The organism is Breoghania sp. (genome assembly GCF_030066895.1).
Taxonomy (GTDB): domain Bacteria; phylum Pseudomonadota; class Alphaproteobacteria; order Rhizobiales; family Stappiaceae; genus Breoghania.
Genome location: NZ_JASJAV010000002.1, coordinates 271,674 through 294,605, shown reverse-complemented (window position 1 = coordinate 294,605; position 22,932 = coordinate 271,674). Strand labels below are relative to the sequence as shown.

Genomic DNA, 22,932 nt, shown 5'->3' with positions numbered 1-22,932 from the left:
CTTCGCCCCGCCGGGCGCACCCTATTTCAGCGGCCCCTCAAGCTCACCTTCGAGGACCTCCGTCACCGCCGCAAGCGCGCCCTGTCCCGACCGGGCGCATCCGCGCGCGGCTTCCGCGAGATCGGCAATGGCGGCGTCATCATTCAGAAGCCTGGTCAATTCCTCACGCAAGTCCGCCGCGTCCTTCACGAGGAGCGCGCCGCGAGCATCACGCAGAGACCGATAGATACCCGAAAAATTCCGCACATTGGAGCCGGACAGGATGGCACAGCCAATCTGGGCGGGCTCGATCGGGTTCTGGCCGCCATGCGGCACCAGCGATCCGCCGATAAAGGCAATGGGGGCCAGACGATAGAACAACCCCAACTCGCCGATCGTATCGGCCACATAGACGTCGGTACCGCCCCGGATCGCCTCGGCGCGCGAGCGCAGGCTCACGTCGTGACCGGCGCGGGCGAAGACATCCGCCACCTCCGGACCGCACTCGGGATGACGCGGGGCCGAGATCAGCAGGAGATCGGGCACCGTTTCGCGTAGCGCCTTGTGGATCGCGGCAAGCATCTCCTCCTCGCCCGGATGGGTGGAGGCGGCGATCCAGACTGGCCTGTCGCCGATCTCTGCGGCGAGTGCCGCGCGCGCCGCCTCATCGTAGGGCAGAGCGGGCACGTCGAATTTCAGATTGCCCATCGCACGCACTTCGCGCACGCCGAGACAAGCAAAACGTTCCGCATCCGCCTCCGACTGGGCCAGGCACATCGTGAGACAGCCAAAGACACCGCGCGCGCCGGAGCCGAACCGCAGCCAGCCGCGGCACGAGCGCTCCGACATGCGCCCGTTGACCACGACGGTCGGAATGTTACGCGCAGCCAGCTCGCTGAATGTGGTGGGCCAGATCTCCGATTCCACCATGATCGCCAGCTTCGGGCGCCAGGTATCCAGAAACCGCTCGACCAGGGGCACGACGTCATAGGGCACGTACTGGTGCACGCCCCCTTCCGGCAGACACTCGGCGGCAAGATGTGCGGAGGTGACGGTTCCGGTGGTCAGGACGACGTTCAGCCCACGTCCGACAAGCCACTCGATCAGCGGCAACACGGCATTGGTCTCGCCGACGCTGGCGGCATGCACCCAGACATGGGGCCCCGGCCGGGGCGAGAGGCCGGGCACACCGAAACGCTCCCCGCGACGGGCTGGATCTTCCTTGCCGCACCGGACCCGGCGGGCATGCAGCAGCTTCAGCCCCGCGACGGAGAACCGTCCCGCGAGGCGGTAGGCCGCGAGCAGGACTCCGCCCGCTTCAGCCATGGCCTTTTTCCGTCAATTCGTAGGCACGCGCGGTCGCCGCATCGAGCCCGGTCTCCACTGCCTGTCGCACCTGCTCCAGGGTCTCGTCGTCGGCATCATGCGGCACGTGGATCAATTCGCTCGCCGTCAATGCCATCCGGCTGAAGGGCAGGTTGATGCTCGCCCGGTCCCAGGTGTCGAGATCGATATGGCGGCTTGTAGCGATCGCCACGGGCAGGATCGGACAACCGGAATATTTCGCAAGCTGCAAGATGCCAGGCCCGGCGACGCGCGCTGGGCCCTTGGGCACATCCGCGGTGAGCGCGACGATCGCGCCCTCCTCCAAAGCGGAGAGCGACTCAAAGAATCCCCGCATGCCGCCGCGCTTGCGCATCTGGCGGCGTTTCTGCGACCCGGAGGCCCGGATCAGCCCGAGGCCGAGCCTTTCGGCGGCGACCGCGTTCACTTCGCCGTCGGCGGAACGCGAGATCATCACCCGAGCGTCCCAGTCATCGGGCCGGGCAAACGGCATCATGAAATGCTGGCCGTGCCACATGGCGAGGATGAACGGCCGGTGCGCATCGTATCGCTCGTAGAGATCCTGCGGCTCGATCTTGAACGACGAGGTCTTGCGGACAAGGACCAGGTAGCGGGCCAGCATCCGTCCGACAAAACGCAGGACGGCGGGATTGCGCCCGATGCTTTTCAGCATGCACCCCCCCGACGATCACTTGCGATCTGCACAACGAACGCGCGTTCAAGCCGCCGGACGAGATTAGGGGACACGGCAGGGCCGTGCGGGCGAGCAATCGAACAACGTTTCAAGGACGGGGCGCCTCTCAAGGAAATCGGAACTTCATGTTCGCAGTGCCCGGACGGCGGAGAGATCCCCGCCGCAAATCTTCTCGCGTTAACGATGGTGGGTGTGGGCAATAGCGTTCCGGCCGCGCGCGGGCAAGAGCCCAGACGCCGCGGCGCGCTCAGCCGGTCACGCCTTGGGTTCTTCCGGATCCAGCAAGCGATGCATATGAACGATGAAATAGCGCATATGCGCATTGTCGATGGAGGTCTAAGCCTTCGACTTCCAGGCGTTATATGCCTTGGCATAGTTCGGGTAGATGTCGAGCTTGTCGAGATCGCGGAACTCCACCTTGTCGATCTCGATCAGTTCACCGCCGAATACGAGGTGCAACAACTGGTTGGGCTTATCCTATTCGCTCATGATCCGTCCTGCCTGAGTTCATCTTGCCTGAATGGCATATGCCTGCAGGCCAGCCCCGCAATCCGCGACACGGGATGCGCGGGGTTCGGTGTCTTCTACTTCCAGGGCGTTGCGCACGATAGCTTCCAGAGCGCTCCTGAGCACCTGCGAGGAGGCGATCAACGCCGGATGGCGAACATCGGAGCGGTTGTAACGAAGCGCACGCCCGTCAAGATCCGTGAGCTGGCCGCCCGCTTCCTGCACCAAAAGATCGGCGGCCGCAAGATCCCAGTCGTGCGAACGTGCCGTCGCGATAGCCGCGTCGCGCCGCCCGGCGGCCACAAGCGCGATGCACAGCGCCAGAGAGCGGATCGGCTGTTCCTGATTGATACCGGCTTCCAGAAGAGCCTCCCGCTCGCGCAGGGAACGCGGCCCGGCCACGTGCACACCCGCCAGCGCGCTGCGCTCGTTCACGGCGATCAGAAAGCCATTCAGACGCGCGCCATCACCGATCGTGGCGACATAGAGATCCTCGACGACCGGGGCATAAAGGGCAGCCGCGATCGGCCGTCTGGCCTCCACGACCGCGACGCTCACCATCCAGTCCTCTTCGCCGCGAATGAAGGCGCGCGTACCGTCGATCGGATCGACCAAGAACAGGCGGCCGTGCGAAAGCCATTCCTTGTTGTCGGTCGTTTCCTCCGACAGCCAGCCATAGCCGGGACGGGCACCGCGTAACTCGCGACCGAGATAGTCGTCGAGCGCCATGTCCGCTTCGGTGACAGGAGAATTATTCTCCTTGTTCCACACGCGCGGATCGCGACCGAAATAGTTCATCGCCAGCCACCTCGCCTGGCGGGCAGCATCGGCAATCAGTTCCAGATCCTGTGCGGCGCTGGGTGCGCTTGTCGTATCAGCGTCCAGCAAGGGTCAATCCTTCGATGGCGACCGTCGGCGCGCTGGTGGAGAAACGCAGGTCCGGATCATTGGCGGGCCTGAGCCGCGCGAACATGTCCTTCAGATTGCCTGCGACTGTGACCTCGCTCACGGGATAGGTCAGTTCCCCGTTCTCTATCCAGAAGCCCGAAACGCCGCGACTGTAATCACCCGTAACCGGATTGACGCCGTGGCCGATCAAGTCGGTGACATAGAGCCCCTCGCCGATTTCGCGGATCATGTCTTCCGGCGACATCTCGCCCGGTGCGAGCGCCAGATTGGTGGGGCTCGGCGATGTGCCCGCTCCGCCGCGCGTGGCTCGGGCATTTGTCTCAAGGCCAAGCTCGCGCGCCGTCGGACCGTCCAGGAACCAGGCCTTGAGAACGCCGTCCTCGACCATAGTGAGCGGTGCGATTTCCAGTCCTTCTCCATCGAAGGGGCGCGAGCCGGTGGCGCGCGGCTTCAAGGGATCGTCGGTGATCGAAATGCCGGGAGCGAAGATGCGCTTGCCCATCTGATCGCACAGGAAATTGGTCTTGCGGGCAACGGATGCCCCGTTGACCGCGCCCGCGAAGTGCCCGACCAGCGTGCGCGCGGCACGCGGTTCGAAGATGATGGCGGTGGTGCAGGTATCGACCTTGCGCGGATTGATCCGGCGCACCGCGCGTTCCCCCGCGCGCCGACCGATATCGACCGGATCATCGAGATCGCGGCGGTGGGTGCGGAAATCGAAATCGTAGTCGCGTTCCATCGAGGTGCCATCTCCGGCGACCGCGGTCATGGAAAGCGAATGGCGGGAAATAAGGTAGGAGCCGCTGAACCCGGCGCTGGTCGCCAGAACCACGCCGCCGACGCCGACGGAGGCGGACGCGCCGCCGGACTTGGAGACACCGGAGACCGCAAGGCCCGCGGCCTCCGCGACAAGAGCGGCCTCACGCAGCTCGTCGGCGCTCACCTCGCTCTCGTCGAGCAGATCGAGCGAAGGCAGGGAACGGGCCAGACGGGTTTCATCGCCGAGACCGGCATAAGGATCTTCCGGCGCGACGCGGGCCATGGCGACGGCGCGCACGGCAAGGCTCGGCAGGTCGTCCAGCGCATTGGCGGAAACGCTCGCCACCTTCTGACCGACGAACACGCGCAAGGTAAAACCGTCGGATTCGGAGCGTTCCGTCTCCTCAACCTTGCCTTCGCGCACGGAGACGCCGAGGAACTGGCCGGTAATCGCCACCGCGTCGGCCGCATCGGCGCCCGCGGTCCGGGCGGCTTCCACAAGACGTGCGGCGCGCGCTTCCAGATCCTGCTGATCGATCGAGAGTGTCATTGATGTCCTTTCGTTCCCACAAGCCTTCGACCGTCTCCCATACGGTATCGGGTCGGATCTGTCGGTGCGCTCTATATAGGATGGCGTAGACCGGATTTCCCGCGCGAGGCCGCCGCCGCCTCCCCTGCCGCGCGTCCTGTCTATGCTTCATCCCGCGCGCGGGCAAGCCGATGAGGCTTACGTAGAGCGTAAACGAAGCCTTACCGCGTCGCTCACCATTCCTAACCCTCTTTAGAAATAAGGAAAATTTAACCAGGTTTCTTAAGCAGCCTCGAACCGCCGATCGCTATTGTCGAAAGCGTCAAACAGGACGGCCGGATAAAAAACAAAACCGGCCACGGGAGATGCAAATTGAGGCGTCAAACAGCAACCTGCCGGGTTCTCTCCGCGGAACAGGAAACGTGCGCGCAGTTGGACCCGCTCGCACTGCCTTCCACCTTCACTGTCGGCCTTGCTGCCGGTGAAGGTGGTCTGGCGGGCGCGGATATCCATCTGGAGCACGGTACGGTCATCGTCACGCGCCGCCAGAACGGGCAGCGCAATCAGATCTTCCTCAAGCTTCGCGACTATGTGGGCGTGGCGGCCCGGGCAACGGCAATCGACGTTCCCGGCGGCATCGAGGTGCGGCTGGAACTGGTTCATGCGGAACCGTCGCTGTCGCTGGTGCTGATGGAAGCGGGCGATCTGGGCAACGTGGTCGCGGACTGGCAGGCATGGGCGCGTCGTCTGGCGCTGCCTCTTCTGATGATCGAGCCGGACGATTCCTTGCACGAAATCGCGGGTTCCCCCAATCGGATCACGGTCGGGCGACCCTGTCCCCGGCGGCGCTCTTCTGTCTTGCGTGGGCGCCGCCCCCGGTTTTTCGTTCGCCGCAAGGCGGGGATCGCCGGGCTGATGCCCGTTCACGACAACGAACGCGAGATCATCGCACGCAGCTAGCGCGCGTTCCGATCAGACGGATAAAACGCCTCTCCGAGATTTATTTCAGGTCCGCCGTCTCAAGTGAGCGAAGACTCACACGGCGGCCCTGTTTCTCTAGCAAACCTTCCAGCTTGCGTCGCACCTCGTCCTTGACGGGTTCGGCGGCGCGCAGGATTTCATCGGCTTTCAGAAAATTCAGCACCCGGAATCCGTCTATGTCGGGGCGGATGAGGATGTCGGGCGGGCGCGTCTTCAGCTTATCCGCCGTGATCGTCTGCATCAGGATCTGGGTCGCCCCGAAGATGGAATCGCTGGCCGACGGAATGCGGCGGCCTTTGCGCAGCACCGGCGAGCCGATCACATCCACCGCGATGATGATATCGAGGCCGGAGGGAAGAATGTCGAAGGGCAGCGGATTGACCACGCCGCCGTCGATCATCACCCGGTCCTGAAAGGTTACCGGCTTGAAGACAACCGGAATGGCGATGGAGGCGGCCACCGCCTGATGCAGATCGCTGGAGCGAATCGCGATCTGCCGGCAATCGTAAAAATCGGTTGCGACGACACTCAGCGGAATGCGCAGATCGGCGAAATCGCGCGGGATTGACAGACCTGCGAAGAGCTCCAGCACGCGAGTCGCATCCGACTGGGCAAGCCCTCCTCCGGCAAACAGATCCGCGAAGCGACGCGGCCTGAGCTACCACATGCGGCCCAGCGCATCGGTGCGCTTTCGGAAAATCGCCGTAGTGATCTCGCGGATTTCCGCACCCGAAAGTTCGCCGCAATAGCCCGCCCCGATGATGGAGCCGATGGAGGCTCCCGCGACCGCGGTCGGCACCACTCCCATCTCGTCGAGCGCTTCCAGCACGGGAAAGTGTGCCAGCCCGCGCGCGCCTCCGCCGCCGAGCACCAGTCCAATACGCAGTGTGGTCATGAAACGGAATTTCCTTCGCAAAGATGGCAAGCGTGCCGGGACGCGCGCAGGATGCCGCGTCGTGCGCAACGCTCATTCATTCACTTAGGAACGACCGGCGCCGCTTGCAAATTCCTGCCACATCGGCCATTCGGCCACCATCGGCAGTGTCACGAAGGCTTGAAGAAGGCGCGGAGCTTGGCAAGCGTTTCCTCGGGAACTTCCTCGGCGAGGAAATGACCGGCTTCGAGCGCGGAGCCCTCCACCTGAGGCGCCCATTTGCGCCAGGTCTCAAGGGGGCTTTCTTCCGGCGACAACCCGCGCCACAGCCCCAGAACCGGGATGTCGATCGTATGCCCGGCTTCAATGTCGGCGGTATCGAGATCCATGTCGATCCCGGCTCCGGCCCGGTAGTCCTCGCAAAGAGCGTGGATACGCTCGGGATCGGCAAAAAAAGCGCGATAGTGCTCCGAGCCCTCTTGTCAAAGGTGGACAGATTGCCGCTCGCCGTCCAGCTTGCCAGCGTGTGTTCCAAATAGAAAGAACTGGCGCGGGCAATGAGGTTTTCCGGCAACGGGCTCGACTGGGCCAGGAACAGCCAGTGGTACATCTTCAGCCTGTATTTGAGATCCATGTGCTGCCAGTATTCGTAGGTCGGCAGGATATCGAGAACGGCGAGCCGCGACAGGCGGTCGGGATGATCGAGGCCCATGCGATAGGCGACACGCGCCCCGCGATCATGACCGGCGAGCGCGAAGATCTGATGGCCGAGCCGCGTCATCATCGCGACGATATCGTTGCCCATGGCGCGCTTGGAGTAGGCCTGCCCGCCTTCGGACTCCGGCACGGGGCTTTGCCCGTAACCGCGCAGATCCGGGATGATCAAAGTGAAATCGCGGTCCAGTTCCGGCGCCAACTTATGCCACATGACCCCGCATTCGGGATAGCCGTGCAGCAGCACCAAAGGAGGCCCATCCCCGCCGATGCGCACGTGCAGCGTGGCGCCATCGCCTTCCACCTTGCGGGTTTCGAAATCCGGAAAGAGCTCTGGAAGATCAGTCATTGACCGATGAGACAATGTCTTTTCGCCGATTACAACCCTCTTCCGGCCCATCGGAATTTCGTTTTCGTCCTTCTTTGGTCACAGATAGCTTGTGACCGGGCTCTCCGTCTCCCCGGGGCTGCGCTCACTTTTCCGCTTCCTTTTCCTCCTTACCCCCCAGCTTGTCGGCGCCTCGCGCCATCAGGTTGGGCACAAGAGATTCGCTGAACCCTACGATGAACGCGATGAGCAGCCGCGTCGAGGTCCCGGCGGTCGCCTCGCTCCAGGTTCCGATCAAGCCGGAATCGACGGCCAACGGAGACCGCGATGGCACCGATCGCCCCGATCATGATCCGCGCCATGCCGGTGAAACGATGCTCCCAACGGCGCAGGTCTATATCCGGGTCGATCTTGCGGGTACCGACACTGACCGAAAGGAGCGCCCCGGTTCCCCCGAACAGGGTGTAGCTCACATATCTGGAGACATCCACGGGCACGCCATAGAACGACCCATAGGCGTAGATCAGGCAGAGCACGATCGACAGCCCGATGAATGCAAAAAGATTGGAGAAAACATACTGTTTGCGCAGACGGCTCTTGATCTGCGCCTCGAGGCGGTTCTGCGTTTCCAGGAGGAAGGAGACAGGCTTCTCCACGGGCTCCTTCTCGAAGACGAACAGGAAAGCCCGGGCGAGTTCTCGACCGGCCCACACCTTGCCAACGGCCAGGGTGTTGACGTCATTGCACAACCGTGCAAGAGAACAGAAAGTCTTCTGCCGGAATTCCTTCCCGACATCGTAGTCACCGTTGATGTAGTAACGGACCTGACTTCTCGGATGCGCAGGTTCTGCCGACGGAGAGTCGACGATACCGCGCCAGATCCATTCCAGCGCGCCGTATAGGCTCTTGTTGCTTTCGCTTTCTTCCTGTTTCTCGTCGAAAGTGATCGCATCATCGGCTTCGTAGATAACAAACTTATCGATTATGTAGTACGTCTCAAGTACAGTCCGCTCGCACGGATCCAGCCTTTCCTTGACGATACGTTCTACATTTGAATTGAAATTCTCATCGTCACCGAACGACATGGTATCTCCCCGATGAAATCCATCGGGGAGGATAGAGAAAACGCTTATTTACCCAAGGTAAATTTAGCGAGTGTTCTTTTCGCGCTCGACCGCACGCCAGCCGATATCGCGCCGACAGAAGCCCTCGAGCCAGTCGATCGCATCCACTGCCGAATAGGCCCGCGTCTGCGCCTGCGCCACCGTCGCGCCCAGCGCCGTGACGCCGAGGACACGTCCGCCATTGGCGAGAATCCGCTCGCCGTCCACCTTGGTGCCAGCATGGAAGATTTCCACGGCCTCATCGCTTCCAGCGGCCTCAAGCCCACGGATTTCTGTGCCCTTTTCGTATCCACCGGGATAGCCCTTGGCCGCCATCACCACGCACAGTGCGCTTTCCGGCCGCCAGGCGACGGACTTGCCCTCAAACTCCCCCTTGGCCGCCGCCAGCACGAGGCCCAGAAGGTCGCTCTCAAGACGCATCATCAGCGCCTGACATTCCGGATCGCCGAAACGAACATTGTATTCGATCAGCTCCGGTCCCTTCTTCGTGATTATCAACCCTGCATAGAGAATACCGGTAAAGGGGCAGCCCATATCGGCCATGCCGCGCATGGTCGGCTCGATGATTTCCTTCATCGTGCGCTCGATCAAGGCCTCGCTCATGACGAGAGCCGGCGAATAGGCCCCCATGCCGCCGGTGTTGGGACCTTCGTCGCCATTGAAGACGCGCTTGTGATCCTGGGCGGTGGCCAGCGGCAACGCCGTCGTGCCGTCGCACAGGGCGAAGAAACTCGCCTCCTCGCCTTCCAGGAATTCCTCCACCACGACTTCCGCGCCCGTCGCACCGAAGCCGCCTTCGAAGCACGCGGCGATGGCTTCCAGCGCTTCCTCGTTGGTCATGGCGACGACAACGCCCTTGCCCGCGGCCAGTCCGTCCGCCTTCACCACGATGGGCGCGCCGTGTTCGCGCACGTAGGCGCTGGCGCTCTCGGCATCGGTGAAGCGGCCGTATCCAGCGGTCGGGATGTCGTATTTCGCGCAGAGATCCTTGGTGAAGCCCTTGGAGCCCTCCAGCCGGGCAGCGGCCGCATTCGGCCCGAAAGTCGCTATCCCTGCCTTTTGCAGATCATCGGCGAGCCCAGCCACCAGCGGCGCTTCCGGGCCGACCACCACGAGGTCGACCGCCTTTTCCTTGCAGAAGGCGGCGACCGCGGCATGATCAGTCACATCAAGGGCCGCGTGAACGGCAACCTGGTCGATGCCCGCATTTCCGGGGGCGCAGTAAAGCGCTTCGATCAGCGGCGATTTGGCGAGCGCCCAGGCGAGCGCGTGTTCGCGGCCGCCGGAGCCGATGAGAAGGACGTTCATTGGCATGTTCCCGTCGCGGAGTCGAGTTGCGCGCGGTCTAGCACGGGACGCGGCCTACGCAAATCGGTTCTGCACTTGACCTTGCCCGCTTTCCGAGCGAACCCATGGGACACCCTGTCACCATGCACGCGGACGCAACATGAAAATGCAAATTGCGGGCGCCGTCGCCGACGCCGTTTCGGGCAACTGGGTCGACCGTTTTGCCCCTGAATGGCAGAAACCCTATGCGCGGCTGGCACGCTGGGACCGGCCGATCGGCTGGTGGCTCTTGATGTGGCCGTGCTGGTGGTCCTCGGCGCTGGCGTGTGAGGCCGCAGGCTATTGGCTGCCGAATTTCTGGCATCTGGCGCTGTTCATGATCGGCGCCATCGCCATGCGGGGAGCGGGCTGCACCTATAACGACATCGTCGACCGCAACTATGACGGCATGGTCGAGCGAACGCGGTCGCGGCCGATTCCCAGCGGTCAGGTCTCCACGACGCGGGCCGTCCTTTTCACGGTGGCGCAAGCGCTGGCCGGACTAGTCGTGCTCTTGCAATTCAACACCTACATGATCGTGCTGGGCTTTTGCTCGCTCGTCGTGGTGGCGGCCTACCCGTTCATGAAGCGGATCACCTACTGGCCGCAATCGGTGCTGGGGCTCGCCTTCAACTGGGGCGCGCTGGTTGGGTGGATCGCCGTCATCGGACATCTCGACTGGGCCCCTGTCGCGCTTTATGCGGGCGGTATTCTCTGGACCATCGGCTATGACACGATCTACGCCCATCAGGACAAGGAAGACGATGCCCTGATCGGGGTCAAATCCACAGCACGGCTGTTCGGCGCCTGGACGAAGACCGCCGTCTCTATCCTTTATCTAGGGGCGACCGCCTTCTTCGTGCTGGCGGCGACGCTGGCCGATGCCGGGCCGCTGGCATTCATCGGGCTTGCCGTGGGTGCCATTCATTTCATCTGGCAGATCATAGTGCTCGATATCGACGACAACGATCAGTGTCTGAAGCTTTTCCGCTCGAACCGTATTTATGGCTGGATCGTCTTTGCCGGTTTCGTGGCGGATGCTCTGATCGCCAATTTTTAAGATTTGCCTTGAACGCTCCAACCTAATTGACTTGTGAAATAGGCTTTGGGAAATCCGGGCTCGGTTTCAGGTGAGACATCGTCGGGGCAAGGAATGGTTGGGGAAAGAATGATGGGCGAGCATGTCCACTGGATGCTGGAAGTCGCGTTGAAGAACGGGGCCGCGGAGGATTTCAAAGCCCTGATGCACGAGATGGTCGAGGCGACGAAGAAGGACGCGCCGGGCGCGCTCATCTACGAATGGTCCTTCGACGAGGCGGAGACTGCCTGCCACATCTACGAGCGCTATGCGGATTCACCGGCCACGATGGTGCACCTGAACAATTTCGGCACCAAGTTCGCCGGTCGTTTCATGCAATATGCGCAACCGACCCGCATGACTGTCTACGGAGCCCCGGACGAGACGGTAACCGCCCCCCTGAAGCGCCTGAACGCGACCTTCATGCACGAACTGGACGGTTTTGCGTGGTAGTTGAGGCTCGGTCGAAAGACGGCCTCGCCCGCAACACAGGCAGCTATTTTCTCTCTGCTGAAGGCCCAGTGGGATTGGCACGTTTTGTCCATACCTGTCATCCCCGCGAAGGCGGGGATCCAGCACCCCGTGAGACCTGCGCATTTCATTCCACAAGCAGAATTCTGTGGTTACTGGATCCCCGCCTTCGCGGGGATGACAATCGTACTTGTGGCAAGTCGCTCAGACACAAACAGCACTGAAGCCCCCACTCTCACAGCCTGTCGCGGAAGAAGTCCTTCAGTAACGTTGCCGCACGCATCTCACCGATGCCGGAATAGACCTCCGGCGCGTGGTGGCAGGTGGCTTGCACGAAAAAGCGCGGACCGTGTTCCACCGCCCCGCCCTTGGGATCTCCGGCCCCGAAATAGAGCCGCTGGATACGAGCAAACGAAATTGCACCCGCGCACATGGCACACGGCTCCAGTGTCACGTAGAGATCGCAATCGATCAACCGCTGCGATCCCAACCGGGCGGCGGCTTCCCGGATGACCAGAACTTCCGCATGCGCGGTCGGATCGTTGTCGGTGAGCGTCCGATTTCCAGTCGATGCGATGATTTCGCCGTCCCGCACCACGACCGCGCCGACGGGCACCTCGCCGCAAGCGGCGGCCGCTTCCGCCTGGCGGAGCGCTTCGTCCATGAAGGTGGGGGTCTTCATCATGGCGCCAAACTAGCGGGATATGGCCGGATCGGGAAGCGTTGCCGCGATATGGCGCGATTATCATCCCCACTCATTTTCCTCCATGAGCGCGCTATTTCGCTTCCGCCGCGCGCGCGCTCTGCTATCACGCGCTGCATGGTCAAGGACACATCGAAATCGGCTGAGGAAAGCCCCAAGGGCGAGCGCATCGTGAAGGTGATGGCGCGCGCCGGGCTGTGCTCGCGTCACGAAGTGGAGGCGTGGATCGCCACCGGGCGCGTCGAACTCAACGGCCGCAAGCTTGAAACCCCCGCCGTCACCGTCGGCCCGCGCGACAAGGTGCTGGTGGACGGCGAACCGCTGCCGGCGCGCGAACGCACGCGGCTATGGCTCTTCAACAAGCCCAAGGGCGTGGTCACCACCACGCGCGATCCGGAGGGGCGACCGACGGTCTTCTCCTGGCTGCCAAAGGATCTGCCGCGCGTTCTCAGCGTCGGCCGTCTCGACATCAACACCGAGGGTCTGCTGCTGCTGACCAATGACGGCGAACTTGCCCGCGTGCTGAAACTGCCCGCGACCGGCTGGCTGCGGCGCTACTGGGTGCGCGCGCATGGCAAGGTCACGCAGACCGATCTCGATGCGCTGAAGAAGGGGATCGCCATCAACGGCGTCTATTACGGGGCGATCGAGGCGGAGCTGGACCGCGAGCAGGGCTCGAACATGTGGCTGACGCTGGGCCTGCGCGAAGGCAAGAACCGCGAGGTCAAGCGCGTTCTGGAGCATCTGGGCCTGTCGGTGAACCGGCTGATCCGGATGTCCTTCGGTCCCTTCCAGCTTGCCGATTTGCCCGAGGGCACGGTGCGCGAGATCCGCGGCCGGGTGCTGCGTGACCAATTGGGCGAAAAGCTCGCGCGCGAGTCGGGGGCCGATTTCGAGGCACCGATCAACCAGCGCCTTCAAGACCAGTGCAAGAAAGCGCCGGACAAGAAGGCCGACAAGAAAAGCGGCAAGAAGCGCGAGAAGGCCCAGCCGGGCTGGATCAGCGCAAAGCACGGCGAGCAGGCGCACGCGAAGGCCCATACCAACCACAAACAGGACGCAAAGCCGGGCCAGAAGCGCGTAACCGGTGCGGCCGAGACCAAGGCGACGGGCGGCAAGCCCGCCGTTCAGGGGCGCGGCGCGGGAAGCCGTCTTCCCGCCAATGCGCGTCCCGGCGGCACGGACGGACGCGGCGCGACGGGGCGCGGCTCCAATCGACGGGACGAAGGCGGCCGGGCTCCGGGCGGCCGGACACCTGGAGGCAGGACTCGGGGTGGTCGCTCTCCGAAATCGTAAGGCTTGAGTTTCATGCGTATTATCTCCGGCCGTTTTCGCGGCACCCATCTCGCAACGCCGAAGAGCGCGGCCACACGGCCCTCCTCCGACCGTCTGCGCGAAACCGTGTTCAACATTCTCGCCCACGGCTTTGACGATGCCGCCGAGGATGCGCGCGTGCTGGATCTATTTGCGGGCACCGGCGCGCTCGGGCTGGAGGCGCTGAGCCATGGGGCCCGCTCCTGCGTGTTCGTCGAAGAGGCGGTGGAGCCGCGCGGACTGATCCGCCGCAATAGCGAGACGATGGGGCTGACCGGCGCGACCAAAATCTTTCGCCGCGATGCCACGAGGCTTGGCGATGCGGGCACGATCGAACCGTTCGATCTCGTCTTTCTCGATCCGCCCTATCGCAAGGGGCTCGGCGAGAAGGCACTTTCGAGCGCGCTTGCCGGCGGCTGGCTGAAGCCCACAGCGCTCTGCGTCCTGGAGGAAGCCGCGGATTCGATCGTCGAGGTTCCGGCCAGGTTCGAGACAGTCGAAGAGCGCGGCATTGGCGACAGCAAGGTTCTGTTCCTACGTCTTTCCGGCAAATAGGCAGACGTCGGCAAGCAATCGGTTCGAAATCGTAACCTCACGCATTGCCTTTGTGCGCCGCAGCCCCAAATGTGCCCACACGAAGACGGGCACCCTGAGCCCACCAAACCCATCCAAGGCTTTCATGGCTGCGATACTTGAGATTTCCGGACTTTCAAAGGTCTATGACGGCGGTTTCACCGCGCTTAAATCGGTAGATCTGTCAATCGAGAAGGGCGAAATCTTCGCATTGCTCGGGCCCAACGGTGCGGGCAAAACCACACTCATTTCGATCATCTGCGGTCTGGTCAAACCGACGAACGGCACGGTTCTGGCCGGCGGCCACGATATCGTGCGCGATTACCGCGCCGCCCGTTCGATCATCGGGCTGGTACCGCAGGAACTGACCACCGATTCCTTCGAGACCGTGTGGGCGACGGTCAGCCTGTCACGCGGGCTGTTCGGCAAGTCCAAGAACCCGGCCCATATCGAGAAGGTACTGAAGGCGCTGAGCCTCTACGACAAGCGCGACGCCAAGCTGATGACGCTGTCAGGCGGCATGAAACGGCGCATGCTGATCGCCAAGGCGCTGGCGCACGAACCCGACATCCTGTTTCTCGACGAACCGACGGCCGGGGTCGACGTACAGCTTCGCCGCGACATGTGGAACGTGGTCCGGGAACTGCGCGATCAGGGCGTCACCATCATCCTGACCACCCACTATATCGAGGAAGCCGAGGAGATGGCCGACCAGGTCGGCATCATCAACAAGGGTGAACTGATGCTGGTGGAGGAGAAGGCGGAACTGATGCGCAAGCTCGGGCGCAAGCAGCTTCGCCTGGCGCTTCTCGCCCCGCTTGCCGAGCTTCCCGAGGCGCTGGTCGGTCGCGGGCTGGAACTCAGGGAAGACGGCAGCGAACTCATCTACACCTATGACAGCCAGGGCGAGCGCACCGGCATCACCAGACTGCTGTCGGTGCTTTCGGAAAACGACATCCGTTTCAAGGATCTGTCCACCAGCCAGAGTTCGCTGGAGGAGATCTTTGTCAATCTGGTGAGGAACCAGCGATGAATTTTCACGCCGTACGCGCAATCTACGTCTATGAAATGGCTCGCGCCTTTCGCACGCTGCTGCAAAGCGTCGTCTCGCCGGTCATCTCCACCTCGTTCTATTTCATCGTCTTCGGTGGGGCCATCGGCTCGCGCATCGATCAGATCGGCGGCGTGTCCTACGCGGCCTTCATCGTGCCCGGGCTCATCATGCTGTCGCTTCTGACCCAGAGCCTGACGAATGCCGCCTTCGGCATCTATTTTCCGAAATTCGTCGGCACCATCTACGAGATCCTGTCCGCTCCGATCTCCTTCGTGGAGGTGGTGATCGCCTATGTGGGGGCGGCGGCGACCAAGTCGATCACCCTCGGCCTGATCATTCTGGGCACGGCCAGCCTGTTCGTGCCGATCCGGATCGAGCACCCGTTCGTCATGCTCGCCTTTCTGGTGCTGACGGCGATCACCTTCTCGCTGTTCGGCTTCATCATCGGCATCTGGGCCGACAGTTTCGAGAAGCTGCAGCTCGTGCCGCTGCTCATCGTCACGCCGCTCACGTTTCTGGGCGGCAGCTTCTATTCCATCGACATGCTGCCCCCCTTCTGGCGCACGGCGACGCTGTTCAACCCGCTGGTCTATCTCGTGTCCGGCTTCCGCTGGAGCTTCTACGGAACGGCGGATGTCTCGGTCGGAATCTCGCTCGCCATGACCGGACTGTTCCTCGCTCTGTGTCTCACCGCGATCTGGTGGATCTTCCGCACCGGTTGGCGCCTGAAGACCTGAGAGAATCAAATATTTAACATAATAAAATATTCCAATAATTATTGTAATTTGACGTATATTGACCTAGGGTAATTTTTATTCAATATTTATAACATGCCAAAAACACTTCCAATTTAAATCTACTGACAACAGAGAAACGTCAAACGCCGGGATTAACTCCGGAGGGGAATAAGGGCTAACAGAAAAATGTTACCCATGAAGAGACAGAGCGCCAATCAGAACAAGGTCATGATCATCGATGACGATGAAGATGAAGATGAAGATGAAGATGAAGATGACATTTATCTGATGAAAAAGGCGATCGCACGACTTCAGGAAGCGGCACGCGTCAATCTGGACCTGACGTTCGTTCTCTCCGGCTCCGAAGCGCTCGGTGAAATCGACCGAAATCTTCTGGACGACACCCTGCCCGACAAAATCTTCCTCGATCTCAACATGCCCGGCGTGAACGGAATGGGCGTGTTGCAGCATTGCGTGTCGCAAAACATCCTGGACAAGGTCGACGTCGTCGTGATCACCACCGCTTCCGACCCGGACACCCATCGGGCCGCCCTTGCCAGCGGCACGAAATCCGTTTTGCGTAAAATCCGACAACCTTCAGAAGATGTCGGAACTGATTTCAGTTATTCTCGACATAACGTGAATATACGTGTCGTATTTTCACGTACACACCCTTAAATCTCCTTCAAAACCCTCCCATATCCCTCCAAAAGACAATTCAATATCGGCTTCTCACCTGCGCTTATCGTAATAATATACTATTATTATTTCGGATATATACTGATCATGACGAACCGGAGGCGCGTCGTTTCAGATATCCGTTACGTCATATTCGGCATGCGAAGCGGGCATGAGCGGTCCTGTCGCGCATCCGGGAGGAACCGCCAAGATGCTGAATTATTTAGATACACTGTTTCATACGACACAGTTGGCCCCGCATGGCTATTGCCTGACATGGCGCAGCGATCTGGTCGCCATGCACATCATTCCGACATTCTGATCTTTGTCTGCTACGTCTCAATCCCCGTGGCGATGCTCTACTTCGTGCGCAAACGCCGCGACCTTGCCCGTAAATGGATCTTCGCCCTGTTCGCGGCATTCATTCTGGCGTGCGGCACTACCATCTGTTTTCCCTGATCACCCTGTGGGAGCCGATCTACGGTCTGGAAGCCGTTGTCAAGCTGATTACCGCCGCCGTCTCCTCGGCGGCGGCCGTCGTGGCGACGTGGTTCGTCATCCCCAGGGCGCTGCGCCTTCCCAGTCCGGCGATGCTGCACGAGGCCAATCTTCAGCTCATCGAGGAAGTGGACAGCCACAGCCGCACCAATCGCGACCTCATTCGGGTTCAGGATCAGTTGCGCGCGCATATGAGCGTGCGTGCGCAGGAAATGGAAACCAAGGCGGAGGAACTGGAACGGGCCAATGAAAGCCCGCGCCGCTTCGCCCACATCGCCTCGCACGACCTTCAGGAGCCGCTGCGCAAAATCTCCGTCTATACCGACCTTCTGGAACAGGCGGATGGACCGCAGCGACATAGAGGAAGCCCGCCACACGGCAAACCGGTTGCGCAAGATGTCGGTACAGGTGCGCACGATGGTCATGGATCTGCTGCGCTTTTCCAAGATGAGCCAGTACGACCCCTCGCACCCCCCCCCCCCGATCAATATCGGCGATGCAATCCATGAGGCGGCGGACCTGTTCGAACAGCCGGTCGCCGCGCGCAACGGCACGCTCGATATCGACGTGGAGAACGTCTTCGCCAAGGGCGATCCGCTTCTTGTGCGCCAGATCTTCCAGAACCTGATCGGCAACGCGATCAAGTACACCCCGTCCCCGCGCATCCCTCGCATCACGGTGACGGCCCACCTGAGCGAGACGGGAGGCGTAGCCGGGCATGCGCCCTTCCCCGCCTCGGAGAACCGTCGCCCCGTTCCATGTCCTGAAACGAAAAGAGGCGCCCGAAGGCGCCTCATCTCAACTTCATCGCAGGACGTCCCGTACTTAGCGGTGACGAGCCTCGCGCGTCGCCTCGATGGCGCGGGAGAGGTACATGTCGCGGTCGTAAATGTCCGGGAAGTAGCGAACCGTCCCGGTCTTGGCGTCCGGCCAAGCCGTGAAATAGGACACGTAGACGGGGATGTTCCCGCTCACCGGATCCGCCTCGTTCTTGCCCTCGGCGATCCGCTCGTTCACGTAGGCCTTGTCCTTGCCCAGCACCGCCGCGGCCATCGCCTGCGGGTCCTGCAGACGCACACAGCCGTGGCTGAAAGCACGGTTGGCGCGGTTGAACAGCGACTTGGCGGGCGTGTCGTGCATGTAGATGTGATGCTTGTTCGGGAACAGGATCTTCAGCTGGCCCAGCGCATTGAAGCGGCCGGGGCGCTGACGGACATTGATCGATTCCTGCTTGTTGACCACAGCGCGCCAATCGACGGAGGCGGAAGAGACCTCGCGGCCGTTGACCGTGGTGACCTCATATCCCGCATCGTCGAGATAGTAGGGGTTCTTGTTCAGCTTCGGCAGCATCTCGTTGACGATGATCGAGTAGGGCACGCCCCAGTAGGGGTTGTATTCCACCGTCTCGATGTGGTCGTAGAAGGAGTTCGTCTGGTTGGACTTCTTGCCCACCACGACACGCATGGACAGCGGATCGCGGCCCTTCTGCACGTAGGTGGCGGTGAAAGCCGGCTGGTTGATGAAGACGCGGCGATCGCCCAGATCGCGCGGCAGCCAACGCATCCGCTCCATGGCGAGCTTCACCCGTTCGATCTTGGCGGCATTCGTCATGCCGACCATCGAGCGAACGGTGTTGGGACCGACCACACCGTCGGCCGACAATCCGGCTTCGCGCTGGTAGTCCTTGACCAGAGGCACCAGCTCCGGCGTGTAGGTTTCGCCGCCGTCATAGGTGTCGAACGTGTCGACATGCTCGGCCTTCAGATCGTCCGAGGCCTTCAGGCTGATCGCCTTGATCACGTTCGCCATCTCCGGATCGCTCTCGCCCGGCTTGATGAGCGTGTGCGGCGCGATCGAGACAGTCGCCTGAGCATCCGATGCCTTGAGCTCGGCCAGGGTCGCGACCAGCCCCTTGAATTCCTTGCTGGTCGGGTTGCGCGCCTCAAGATCGGCCGCGACATCCTCGCTCGAGGCAAATTCCGTCATGACCGCATCGAGGTCGACCTTGTGACGGGGCAGATCGTGGTACTCGGAAATGCGATCGGGGGCGATACGGCCGCGCTCGGCATCGAGTGCGTAGGTCAGAACGGCGGCGGACAGCTCCATCTCGAAGCGCATCAGCTCGCTTTCGTGGGTGCGTGCCTTCAGTCCGGATGCGCCCAGCGTATCGTCCGCATCGAACAGAATGCCGTCATTGCCCGTGTTGTTGCTTGCCACTTCCACGTCTGCGGCTTGCATCGCCACGGTATCGTGCGGCAGTTCCACCCGGTAGTCGCTCAGATCGAGCCCGACGGTATCGGCGGCCGCCAGAACCCTCATCGCGGCGAGCGCCTTGTCGGACACCTTACCGTCCTTCACCCAGACAAACGACGTCTGCTTGGTGTAGTGCGCCTCGATGGCGTCGATCACCTGGGGCAGCGCGCGAAGCTTGAGAGAGGCGAGCGTATTCGCATCGCGCTCAAACGGCGTGGGCGCACTCGGATCGACCGGGGTCTCGACAACCGGCGCTGCCGCCGGTGTGTCGGCATCGGTCGCGGTTGCGTCCGTCCCGGTGTCGGCCGTCGCCACCTGCTGCGGGGCAGGATCGGTCGAAGCATCCTCGGCAGCGACCACGTCACTGGCAGGCGTACCTTCGGAAGCCGTATCGTCGGACGCGACAGTCGCCTCGTTCGGATTATCACCGGAAGTGGCGATGGAACCGGTCACGACGTCGGTCGTTTCCGCGTTCCCGGCCTGAGCGTCGGCGTCGTTGACGGCGACACCGGCATTCGCGGCTGCCTGCTCAGGCTGCACGCCCTGGCTGGAATCATCGGCTGCGGCGACGTTCTCGGGCTGCGCCTCGGCATCCTTGGCAGCAGCAGTTGCTGCGGCATCGGCTGCGACCTGTTTGCGCTCGGCTTCCGCTTCCGCGGCCGCCTGCTGACGCTTGACGGCCGCCTCAGCCACGGCGCGCGACAGGACCTCGAGAGAGACCGTCTCCAATTCATCCGGTTTGTAGGTGAGATAGCGCGGGCTGGAAACGTGCGCCTTGACCGGCTCGGGATCGTAGCGGTCGTAATCGTAATCGGCGCGGTTGCTACCCCAACCGGCCCATCCAAAAAAGCCCCCGCCGCGACGCTCTTCGCAATAGCCGCGCGGTGCGCGATGATCCTGCGGATCGCGATAGTCGCGGCCCTGATCTTCCACGCGCATGCGTTCGGCACTGCGGGCCCCAGCGAAGCGGTCCGCACCTTGGGCGGCTGCGGGTTGGCTGGCCGTTATCACCGCGCCGGCGAGCAGGGCGGAAACAAGCGCCGTCTGGTGGCCGCGTATCGTGAACGTCATTAGGAACCTACCAGATTTCTTCATCGTCATTCAAAAACCAGAATCACCTGAACGAAGTTAACCAAACACGACACCGACCGCGATCGGATTTCACATTAGAGCGAGCTTATCTTGACCGATCACGGGGCCAACGGTCGGCCGCCCTTGTCGGGGGAGAATCCCTGCAAGGGATGCGCGGCCTGCTTCTACACCCGACATTTCGGCATTAATGCAGCAGGCGCGTGCAAGTTCCGGTGATCTGTATCACTGTTTGCACCATCTCGATGCCCGTGAAAAATGGTAGCGGGTCACCTTTTGCGCAGTTTTCCGCCATGTTTCCGCCTGTATACACGCTCTGAAAAATGCGTTTTGGCGGCTCTTGTGTCGCGCGCGCCACAGGCTTGCACCGGCGTCAACCTGACGAACGCAAGGTCAGCGTCGGCCGAAAAGTTTCTCGATGTCGGCGAGCTTCAGCTCGATCCAGGTCGGGCGGCCGTGATTGCACTGCCCCGAGAGCGGAGTCGCCTCCATCTCGCGCAAGAGCGCGTTCATCTCTTCCGGCCGGAGCCTGCGACCGGATTTGACCGAACCGTGACACGCCATGGTGGCGGCGACGTGATCGAGCCGCTCGCACAACCGCGTGGCCGCATTCATGTCGGCGATGTCGTCGGCGATATCGCGCACCAGTCCCCGGATATCGGTATCACCCAGCAAGGCGGGCGAGGCGCGCACGGCAACCGCGCCGGGGCCGAATCCCTCCAGCACGAGCCCGCATTCCGACAGTTCGTCGGCGCGCTCCAGGAGACGGTTCACATCCTCCTGGGGCAATTCCACCACTTCGGGAATGAGCAGCATCTGGCTCGACACGCCCTTGGCCGCCAACGCCTCCTTCAACCGCTCGTAGACGAGACGCTCGTGCGCGGCGTGCTGGTCCACGATGACGAGACCGTCCTCGGTCTGCGCGACGATATAGTTGGCGTGGATCTGAGCGCGGGCAGCCCCCAGCGGCCGGGCCTCCACTTCGTGATCGAGCGGTGCGGCGTCGGCGCGGGTATCCGCCGACAACCCGTTGAAACCGGAAAAGGGAACCTGTTCCTCGGCAAGATCGGAGCCGCCAAATGACATGGCAACCACGTCTCCGCGCGCCGCCTCAAGCGTGGCGGCTCCAGCCCCCTCGCCTGCCCCGCCCTGAAGCGGACAGAAGGCGGACAGGCGCCAGTCCTGCGCATCGCCTGAAGGCCGCGCCGGGGTGACATAGCCGCTGCGATACCCGGCCCCCGCACCTGAATACCCCGCTGTCGGGCGACCGCGCGGATCAATGCCGTTCGGCCGGGCGAAATCGAGCGCCTCGTGCCCGCCGGTCGTGGAGGCGCGGTGCCCGGCTTCCACCAGCGCGCGCTTGATCGAGCCGACGATCAGGCCACGCACCAGCTGTCCGTCGCGAAAACGCACGTTGGCTTTTGCCGGGTGGACGTTCACGTCGACCTGATGGGGATCGAGATCGATATCGAGCACGACGATGGGATGGCGATCGCGCGCCAGAACGTCCGAATAGGCCCCGCGCAGCGCGCCGAGAAGCTGCTTGTCGCGCACCGGGCGACCGTTGACGAAAAAGAACTGCTGCAGGGCGTTGGCGCGGTGATAGGTGGGGAGCCCCGCGAAGCCGGAGAGCCGTACGCCTTCGCGCTCCGCCTCGATCGCCATGGCGTTGTCGACGAAATCGGAGCCCAGAACCTGACCGATACGGACAAGGCGGGCATCGGAGCCGGTTGCGGCGGGAAGATCGAACGGCTGTCGACGGTCGGGACCGGACAGCGAGAAGCGCACATGGGGATGCACAAGCGCGATGCGCTTGACGACCTCGGTGATCGCCGCCGTTTCCGCGCGGTCGGATTTCAGGAATTTTAGCCGCGCGGGCGTTGCGAAGAAGAGATCACGCACCTCGACCCGCATGCCGCGGTTCAAGGCGCTGGGCATGACCTCGCTCTTCTCGCCGCCATCCACGCTGATCTCCCAGCCGTGCGGCTCGCTCTCGTTGCGCGTGGCGATGGTCAGACGGGCGACCGCGCCGATGGACGGCAGCGCCTCGCCGCGAAACCCGAGCGTGCAAATATCCATCAGGTCGTTTTCAGCGAGCTTGGAGGTGCAATGCCGCTCCACCGCGAGCGCCAGATCGGCGGCCGTCATGCCCAGGCCGTCGTCAGTGATGCGCATCAGGGTCTTGCCGCCCGCCGCCGTCACGATCTCGATACGAGACGCCCCTGCGTCAAGCGCGTTCTCGACGAGTTCCTTAACGACCGAGGCCGGGCGTTCGATCACCTCGCCTGCCGCGATGCGATTGATGACGGTTTCTGAAAGTTGCCTGACTGCCACGCCAAGTTCCTGAGGGTTTGCCATTGTGCGAGGTCCATGCACCGAACACGACCCGTATGCCCGTAATTGCGGACTTGCGGGG

At 62.4% G+C, this 22,932-nt stretch carries 18 protein-coding genes and 4 pseudogenes; 10 read left to right on the top strand and 12 right to left on the bottom strand.

The window, feature by feature from the left end; all coding sequences use genetic code 11:
• Window positions 1-21: 21 nt before the first annotated feature.
• From QNJ43_RS04750 to QNJ43_RS04730, 5 genes and pseudogenes are all read right to left on the bottom strand, one after another.
• Window positions 22-1,305, bottom strand: a complete 1,284-nt coding sequence (locus QNJ43_RS04750) for a 3-deoxy-D-manno-octulosonic acid transferase (RefSeq protein WP_300467800.1) — start codon at window positions 1,303-1,305, stop codon at window positions 22-24.
• Complete coding sequence (locus QNJ43_RS04745; RefSeq protein WP_300467798.1) at window positions 1,298-1,996, bottom strand: lysophospholipid acyltransferase family protein; 699 nt, start codon at window positions 1,994-1,996, stop codon at window positions 1,298-1,300. The genes QNJ43_RS04750 and QNJ43_RS04745 overlap by 8 nt, the downstream gene beginning before the upstream one ends.
• 276 nt (window positions 1,997-2,272) lie before the next feature.
• A pseudogene (locus QNJ43_RS04740) lies at window positions 2,273-2,479 on the bottom strand (DUF4170 domain-containing protein).
• 45 nt (window positions 2,480-2,524) lie between these two features.
• The gene (locus QNJ43_RS04735; protein ID WP_300467796.1) at window positions 2,525-3,412 is read right to left on the bottom strand and encodes a 3'(2'),5'-bisphosphate nucleotidase CysQ; all 888 of its coding nucleotides are present in this window, start codon (window positions 3,410-3,412) and stop codon (window positions 2,525-2,527) included.
• The gene (locus tag QNJ43_RS04730) at window positions 3,399-4,742 is read right to left on the bottom strand and encodes a TldD/PmbA family protein (RefSeq protein WP_300467794.1); all 1,344 of its coding nucleotides are present in this window, start codon (window positions 4,740-4,742) and stop codon (window positions 3,399-3,401) included. Before QNJ43_RS04730 ends, QNJ43_RS04735 begins: the two co-directional genes overlap by 14 nt.
• Before the next feature lie 411 nt (window positions 4,743-5,153).
• Here QNJ43_RS04730 and QNJ43_RS04725 point away from each other — a divergent pair, with 411 nt between their 5' ends.
• Window positions 5,154-5,681 carry a DUF6101 family protein gene (locus QNJ43_RS04725; RefSeq protein WP_300467792.1) on the top strand — a complete coding sequence of 176 codons (528 nt, stop codon included), beginning with the start codon at window positions 5,154-5,156 and terminating at the stop codon, window positions 5,679-5,681.
• 40 nt (window positions 5,682-5,721) lie between these two features.
• Here QNJ43_RS04725 and QNJ43_RS04720 read toward each other — a convergent pair.
• The 4 genes and pseudogenes from QNJ43_RS04720 to purD all read right to left on the bottom strand — a co-directional run bounded on the left by QNJ43_RS04720 (window position 5,722) and on the right by purD (window position 10,050).
• A pseudogene (locus QNJ43_RS04720) lies at window positions 5,722-6,597 on the bottom strand (patatin-like phospholipase family protein).
• A 149-nt stretch (window positions 6,598-6,746) separates the two neighbouring features.
• Window positions 6,747-7,639 (bottom strand): annotated as a pseudogene (locus QNJ43_RS04710) (alpha/beta hydrolase).
• Window positions 7,640-7,788: 149 nt separating this feature from the next.
• Window positions 7,789-8,703 carry a hypothetical protein gene (locus QNJ43_RS04705; RefSeq protein WP_300467786.1) on the bottom strand — a complete coding sequence of 305 codons (915 nt, stop codon included), beginning with the start codon at window positions 8,701-8,703 and terminating at the stop codon, window positions 7,789-7,791.
• A gap of 63 nt (window positions 8,704-8,766) precedes the next feature.
• The gene (purD, locus tag QNJ43_RS04700) at window positions 8,767-10,050 is read right to left on the bottom strand and encodes a phosphoribosylamine--glycine ligase (protein ID WP_300467784.1); all 1,284 of its coding nucleotides are present in this window, start codon (window positions 10,048-10,050) and stop codon (window positions 8,767-8,769) included.
• A 139-nt stretch (window positions 10,051-10,189) separates the two neighbouring features.
• Between purD and ubiA the strand changes: the two genes are divergently transcribed.
• Together ubiA and QNJ43_RS04690 are read left to right on the top strand one after the other, a co-directional pair.
• Complete coding sequence (gene ubiA, locus QNJ43_RS04695) at window positions 10,190-11,128, top strand: 4-hydroxybenzoate octaprenyltransferase (protein ID WP_300467782.1); 939 nt, start codon at window positions 10,190-10,192, stop codon at window positions 11,126-11,128.
• 93 nt (window positions 11,129-11,221) lie between these two features.
• Window positions 11,222-11,599, top strand: coding sequence for an antibiotic biosynthesis monooxygenase (locus QNJ43_RS04690; RefSeq protein WP_300467781.1), 378 nt, complete (start codon window positions 11,222-11,224; stop codon window positions 11,597-11,599).
• A 253-nt stretch (window positions 11,600-11,852) separates the two neighbouring features.
• Here QNJ43_RS04690 and QNJ43_RS04685 read toward each other — a convergent pair whose 3' ends face one another.
• Window positions 11,853-12,299, bottom strand: coding sequence for a nucleoside deaminase (locus QNJ43_RS04685; protein WP_300467958.1), 447 nt, complete (start codon window positions 12,297-12,299; stop codon window positions 11,853-11,855).
• Between the two features lie 183 nt (window positions 12,300-12,482).
• Here QNJ43_RS04685 and QNJ43_RS04680 point away from each other — a divergent pair.
• The 7 genes and pseudogenes from QNJ43_RS04680 to QNJ43_RS04650 all read left to right on the top strand — a co-directional run.
• A pseudogene (locus tag QNJ43_RS04680) lies at window positions 12,483-13,226 on the top strand (pseudouridine synthase); the annotation flags it as partial.
• A gap of 402 nt (window positions 13,227-13,628) precedes the next feature.
• The gene (gene rsmD / locus QNJ43_RS04675; RefSeq protein WP_300467779.1) at window positions 13,629-14,189 is read left to right on the top strand and encodes a 16S rRNA (guanine(966)-N(2))-methyltransferase RsmD; all 561 of its coding nucleotides are present in this window, start codon (window positions 13,629-13,631) and stop codon (window positions 14,187-14,189) included.
• Window positions 14,190-14,313: 124 nt separating this feature from the next.
• Complete coding sequence (locus tag QNJ43_RS04670) at window positions 14,314-15,240, top strand: ABC transporter ATP-binding protein (RefSeq protein WP_300467777.1); 927 nt, start codon at window positions 14,314-14,316, stop codon at window positions 15,238-15,240.
• Entirely contained in the window at window positions 15,237-15,998 is a 762-nt protein-coding gene (locus QNJ43_RS04665) for an ABC transporter permease (RefSeq protein ID WP_300467775.1), read from the top strand. Before QNJ43_RS04670 ends, QNJ43_RS04665 begins: the two co-directional genes overlap by 4 nt.
• Before the next feature lie 228 nt (window positions 15,999-16,226).
• A complete protein-coding gene (locus QNJ43_RS04660) occupies window positions 16,227-16,676 on the top strand; it encodes a response regulator (RefSeq protein WP_300467773.1) in 450 nt (149 codons plus the stop codon).
• A gap of 276 nt (window positions 16,677-16,952) precedes the next feature.
• A complete protein-coding gene (locus QNJ43_RS04655; RefSeq protein ID WP_300467771.1) occupies window positions 16,953-17,135 on the top strand; it encodes a hypothetical protein in 183 nt (60 codons plus the stop codon).
• A complete protein-coding gene (locus QNJ43_RS04650) occupies window positions 17,108-17,683 on the top strand; it encodes a hypothetical protein (protein ID WP_300467770.1) in 576 nt (191 codons plus the stop codon). Before QNJ43_RS04655 ends, QNJ43_RS04650 begins: the two co-directional genes overlap by 28 nt.
• Window positions 17,684-17,999: 316 nt before the next feature.
• On the opposite strand, the gene QNJ43_RS04645 is transcribed toward QNJ43_RS04650, so the two are convergent.
• Both QNJ43_RS04645 and mutL read right to left on the bottom strand, forming a co-directional pair.
• Window positions 18,000-20,498, bottom strand: coding sequence for a L,D-transpeptidase family protein (locus tag QNJ43_RS04645; RefSeq protein WP_300467768.1), 2,499 nt, complete (start codon window positions 20,496-20,498; stop codon window positions 18,000-18,002).
• A gap of 411 nt (window positions 20,499-20,909) precedes the next feature.
• Window positions 20,910-22,850, bottom strand: coding sequence for a DNA mismatch repair endonuclease MutL (gene mutL / locus QNJ43_RS04640; protein ID WP_300467765.1), 1,941 nt, complete (start codon window positions 22,848-22,850; stop codon window positions 20,910-20,912).
• Window positions 22,851-22,932 lie beyond the last annotated feature (82 nt).

What these genes read in the sequence shown, in the direction of transcription:
- QNJ43_RS04750 (WP_300467800.1), bottom strand. Translation starts at nt 1,305, where the DNA reads ATGGCTGAAGCGGGCGGAGTCCTGCTCGCGGCCTACCGCCTCGCGGGA.
- QNJ43_RS04745 (WP_300467798.1), bottom strand. Translation starts at nt 1,996, where the DNA reads ATGCTGAAAAGCATCGGGCGCAATCCCGCCGTCCTGCGTTTTGTCGGA.
- QNJ43_RS04730 (WP_300467794.1), bottom strand. Translation starts at nt 4,742, where the DNA reads ATGACACTCTCGATCGATCAGCAGGATCTGGAAGCGCGCGCCGCACGT.
- QNJ43_RS04705 (WP_300467786.1), bottom strand. Translation starts at nt 8,703, where the DNA reads ATGTCGTTCGGTGACGATGAGAATTTCAATTCAAATGTAGAACGTATC.
- purD (WP_300467784.1), bottom strand. Translation starts at nt 10,050, where the DNA reads ATGAACGTCCTTCTCATCGGCTCCGGCGGCCGCGAACACGCGCTCGCC.
- ubiA (WP_300467782.1), top strand. Translation starts at nt 10,190, where the DNA reads ATGAAAATGCAAATTGCGGGCGCCGTCGCCGACGCCGTTTCGGGCAAC.
- QNJ43_RS04690 (WP_300467781.1), top strand. Translation starts at nt 11,222, where the DNA reads ATGGTTGGGGAAAGAATGATGGGCGAGCATGTCCACTGGATGCTGGAA.
- QNJ43_RS04685 (WP_300467958.1), bottom strand. Translation starts at nt 12,299, where the DNA reads ATGAAGACCCCCACCTTCATGGACGAAGCGCTCCGCCAGGCGGAAGCG.
- rsmD (WP_300467779.1), top strand. Translation starts at nt 13,629, where the DNA reads ATGCGTATTATCTCCGGCCGTTTTCGCGGCACCCATCTCGCAACGCCG.
- QNJ43_RS04670 (WP_300467777.1), top strand. Translation starts at nt 14,314, where the DNA reads ATGGCTGCGATACTTGAGATTTCCGGACTTTCAAAGGTCTATGACGGC.
- QNJ43_RS04665 (WP_300467775.1), top strand. Translation starts at nt 15,237, where the DNA reads ATGAATTTTCACGCCGTACGCGCAATCTACGTCTATGAAATGGCTCGC.
- QNJ43_RS04660 (WP_300467773.1), top strand. Translation starts at nt 16,227, where the DNA reads ATGATCATCGATGACGATGAAGATGAAGATGAAGATGAAGATGAAGAT.
- QNJ43_RS04655 (WP_300467771.1), top strand. Translation starts at nt 16,953, where the DNA reads ATGGCGCAGCGATCTGGTCGCCATGCACATCATTCCGACATTCTGATC.
- QNJ43_RS04645 (WP_300467768.1), bottom strand. Translation starts at nt 20,498, where the DNA reads ATGACGTTCACGATACGCGGCCACCAGACGGCGCTTGTTTCCGCCCTG.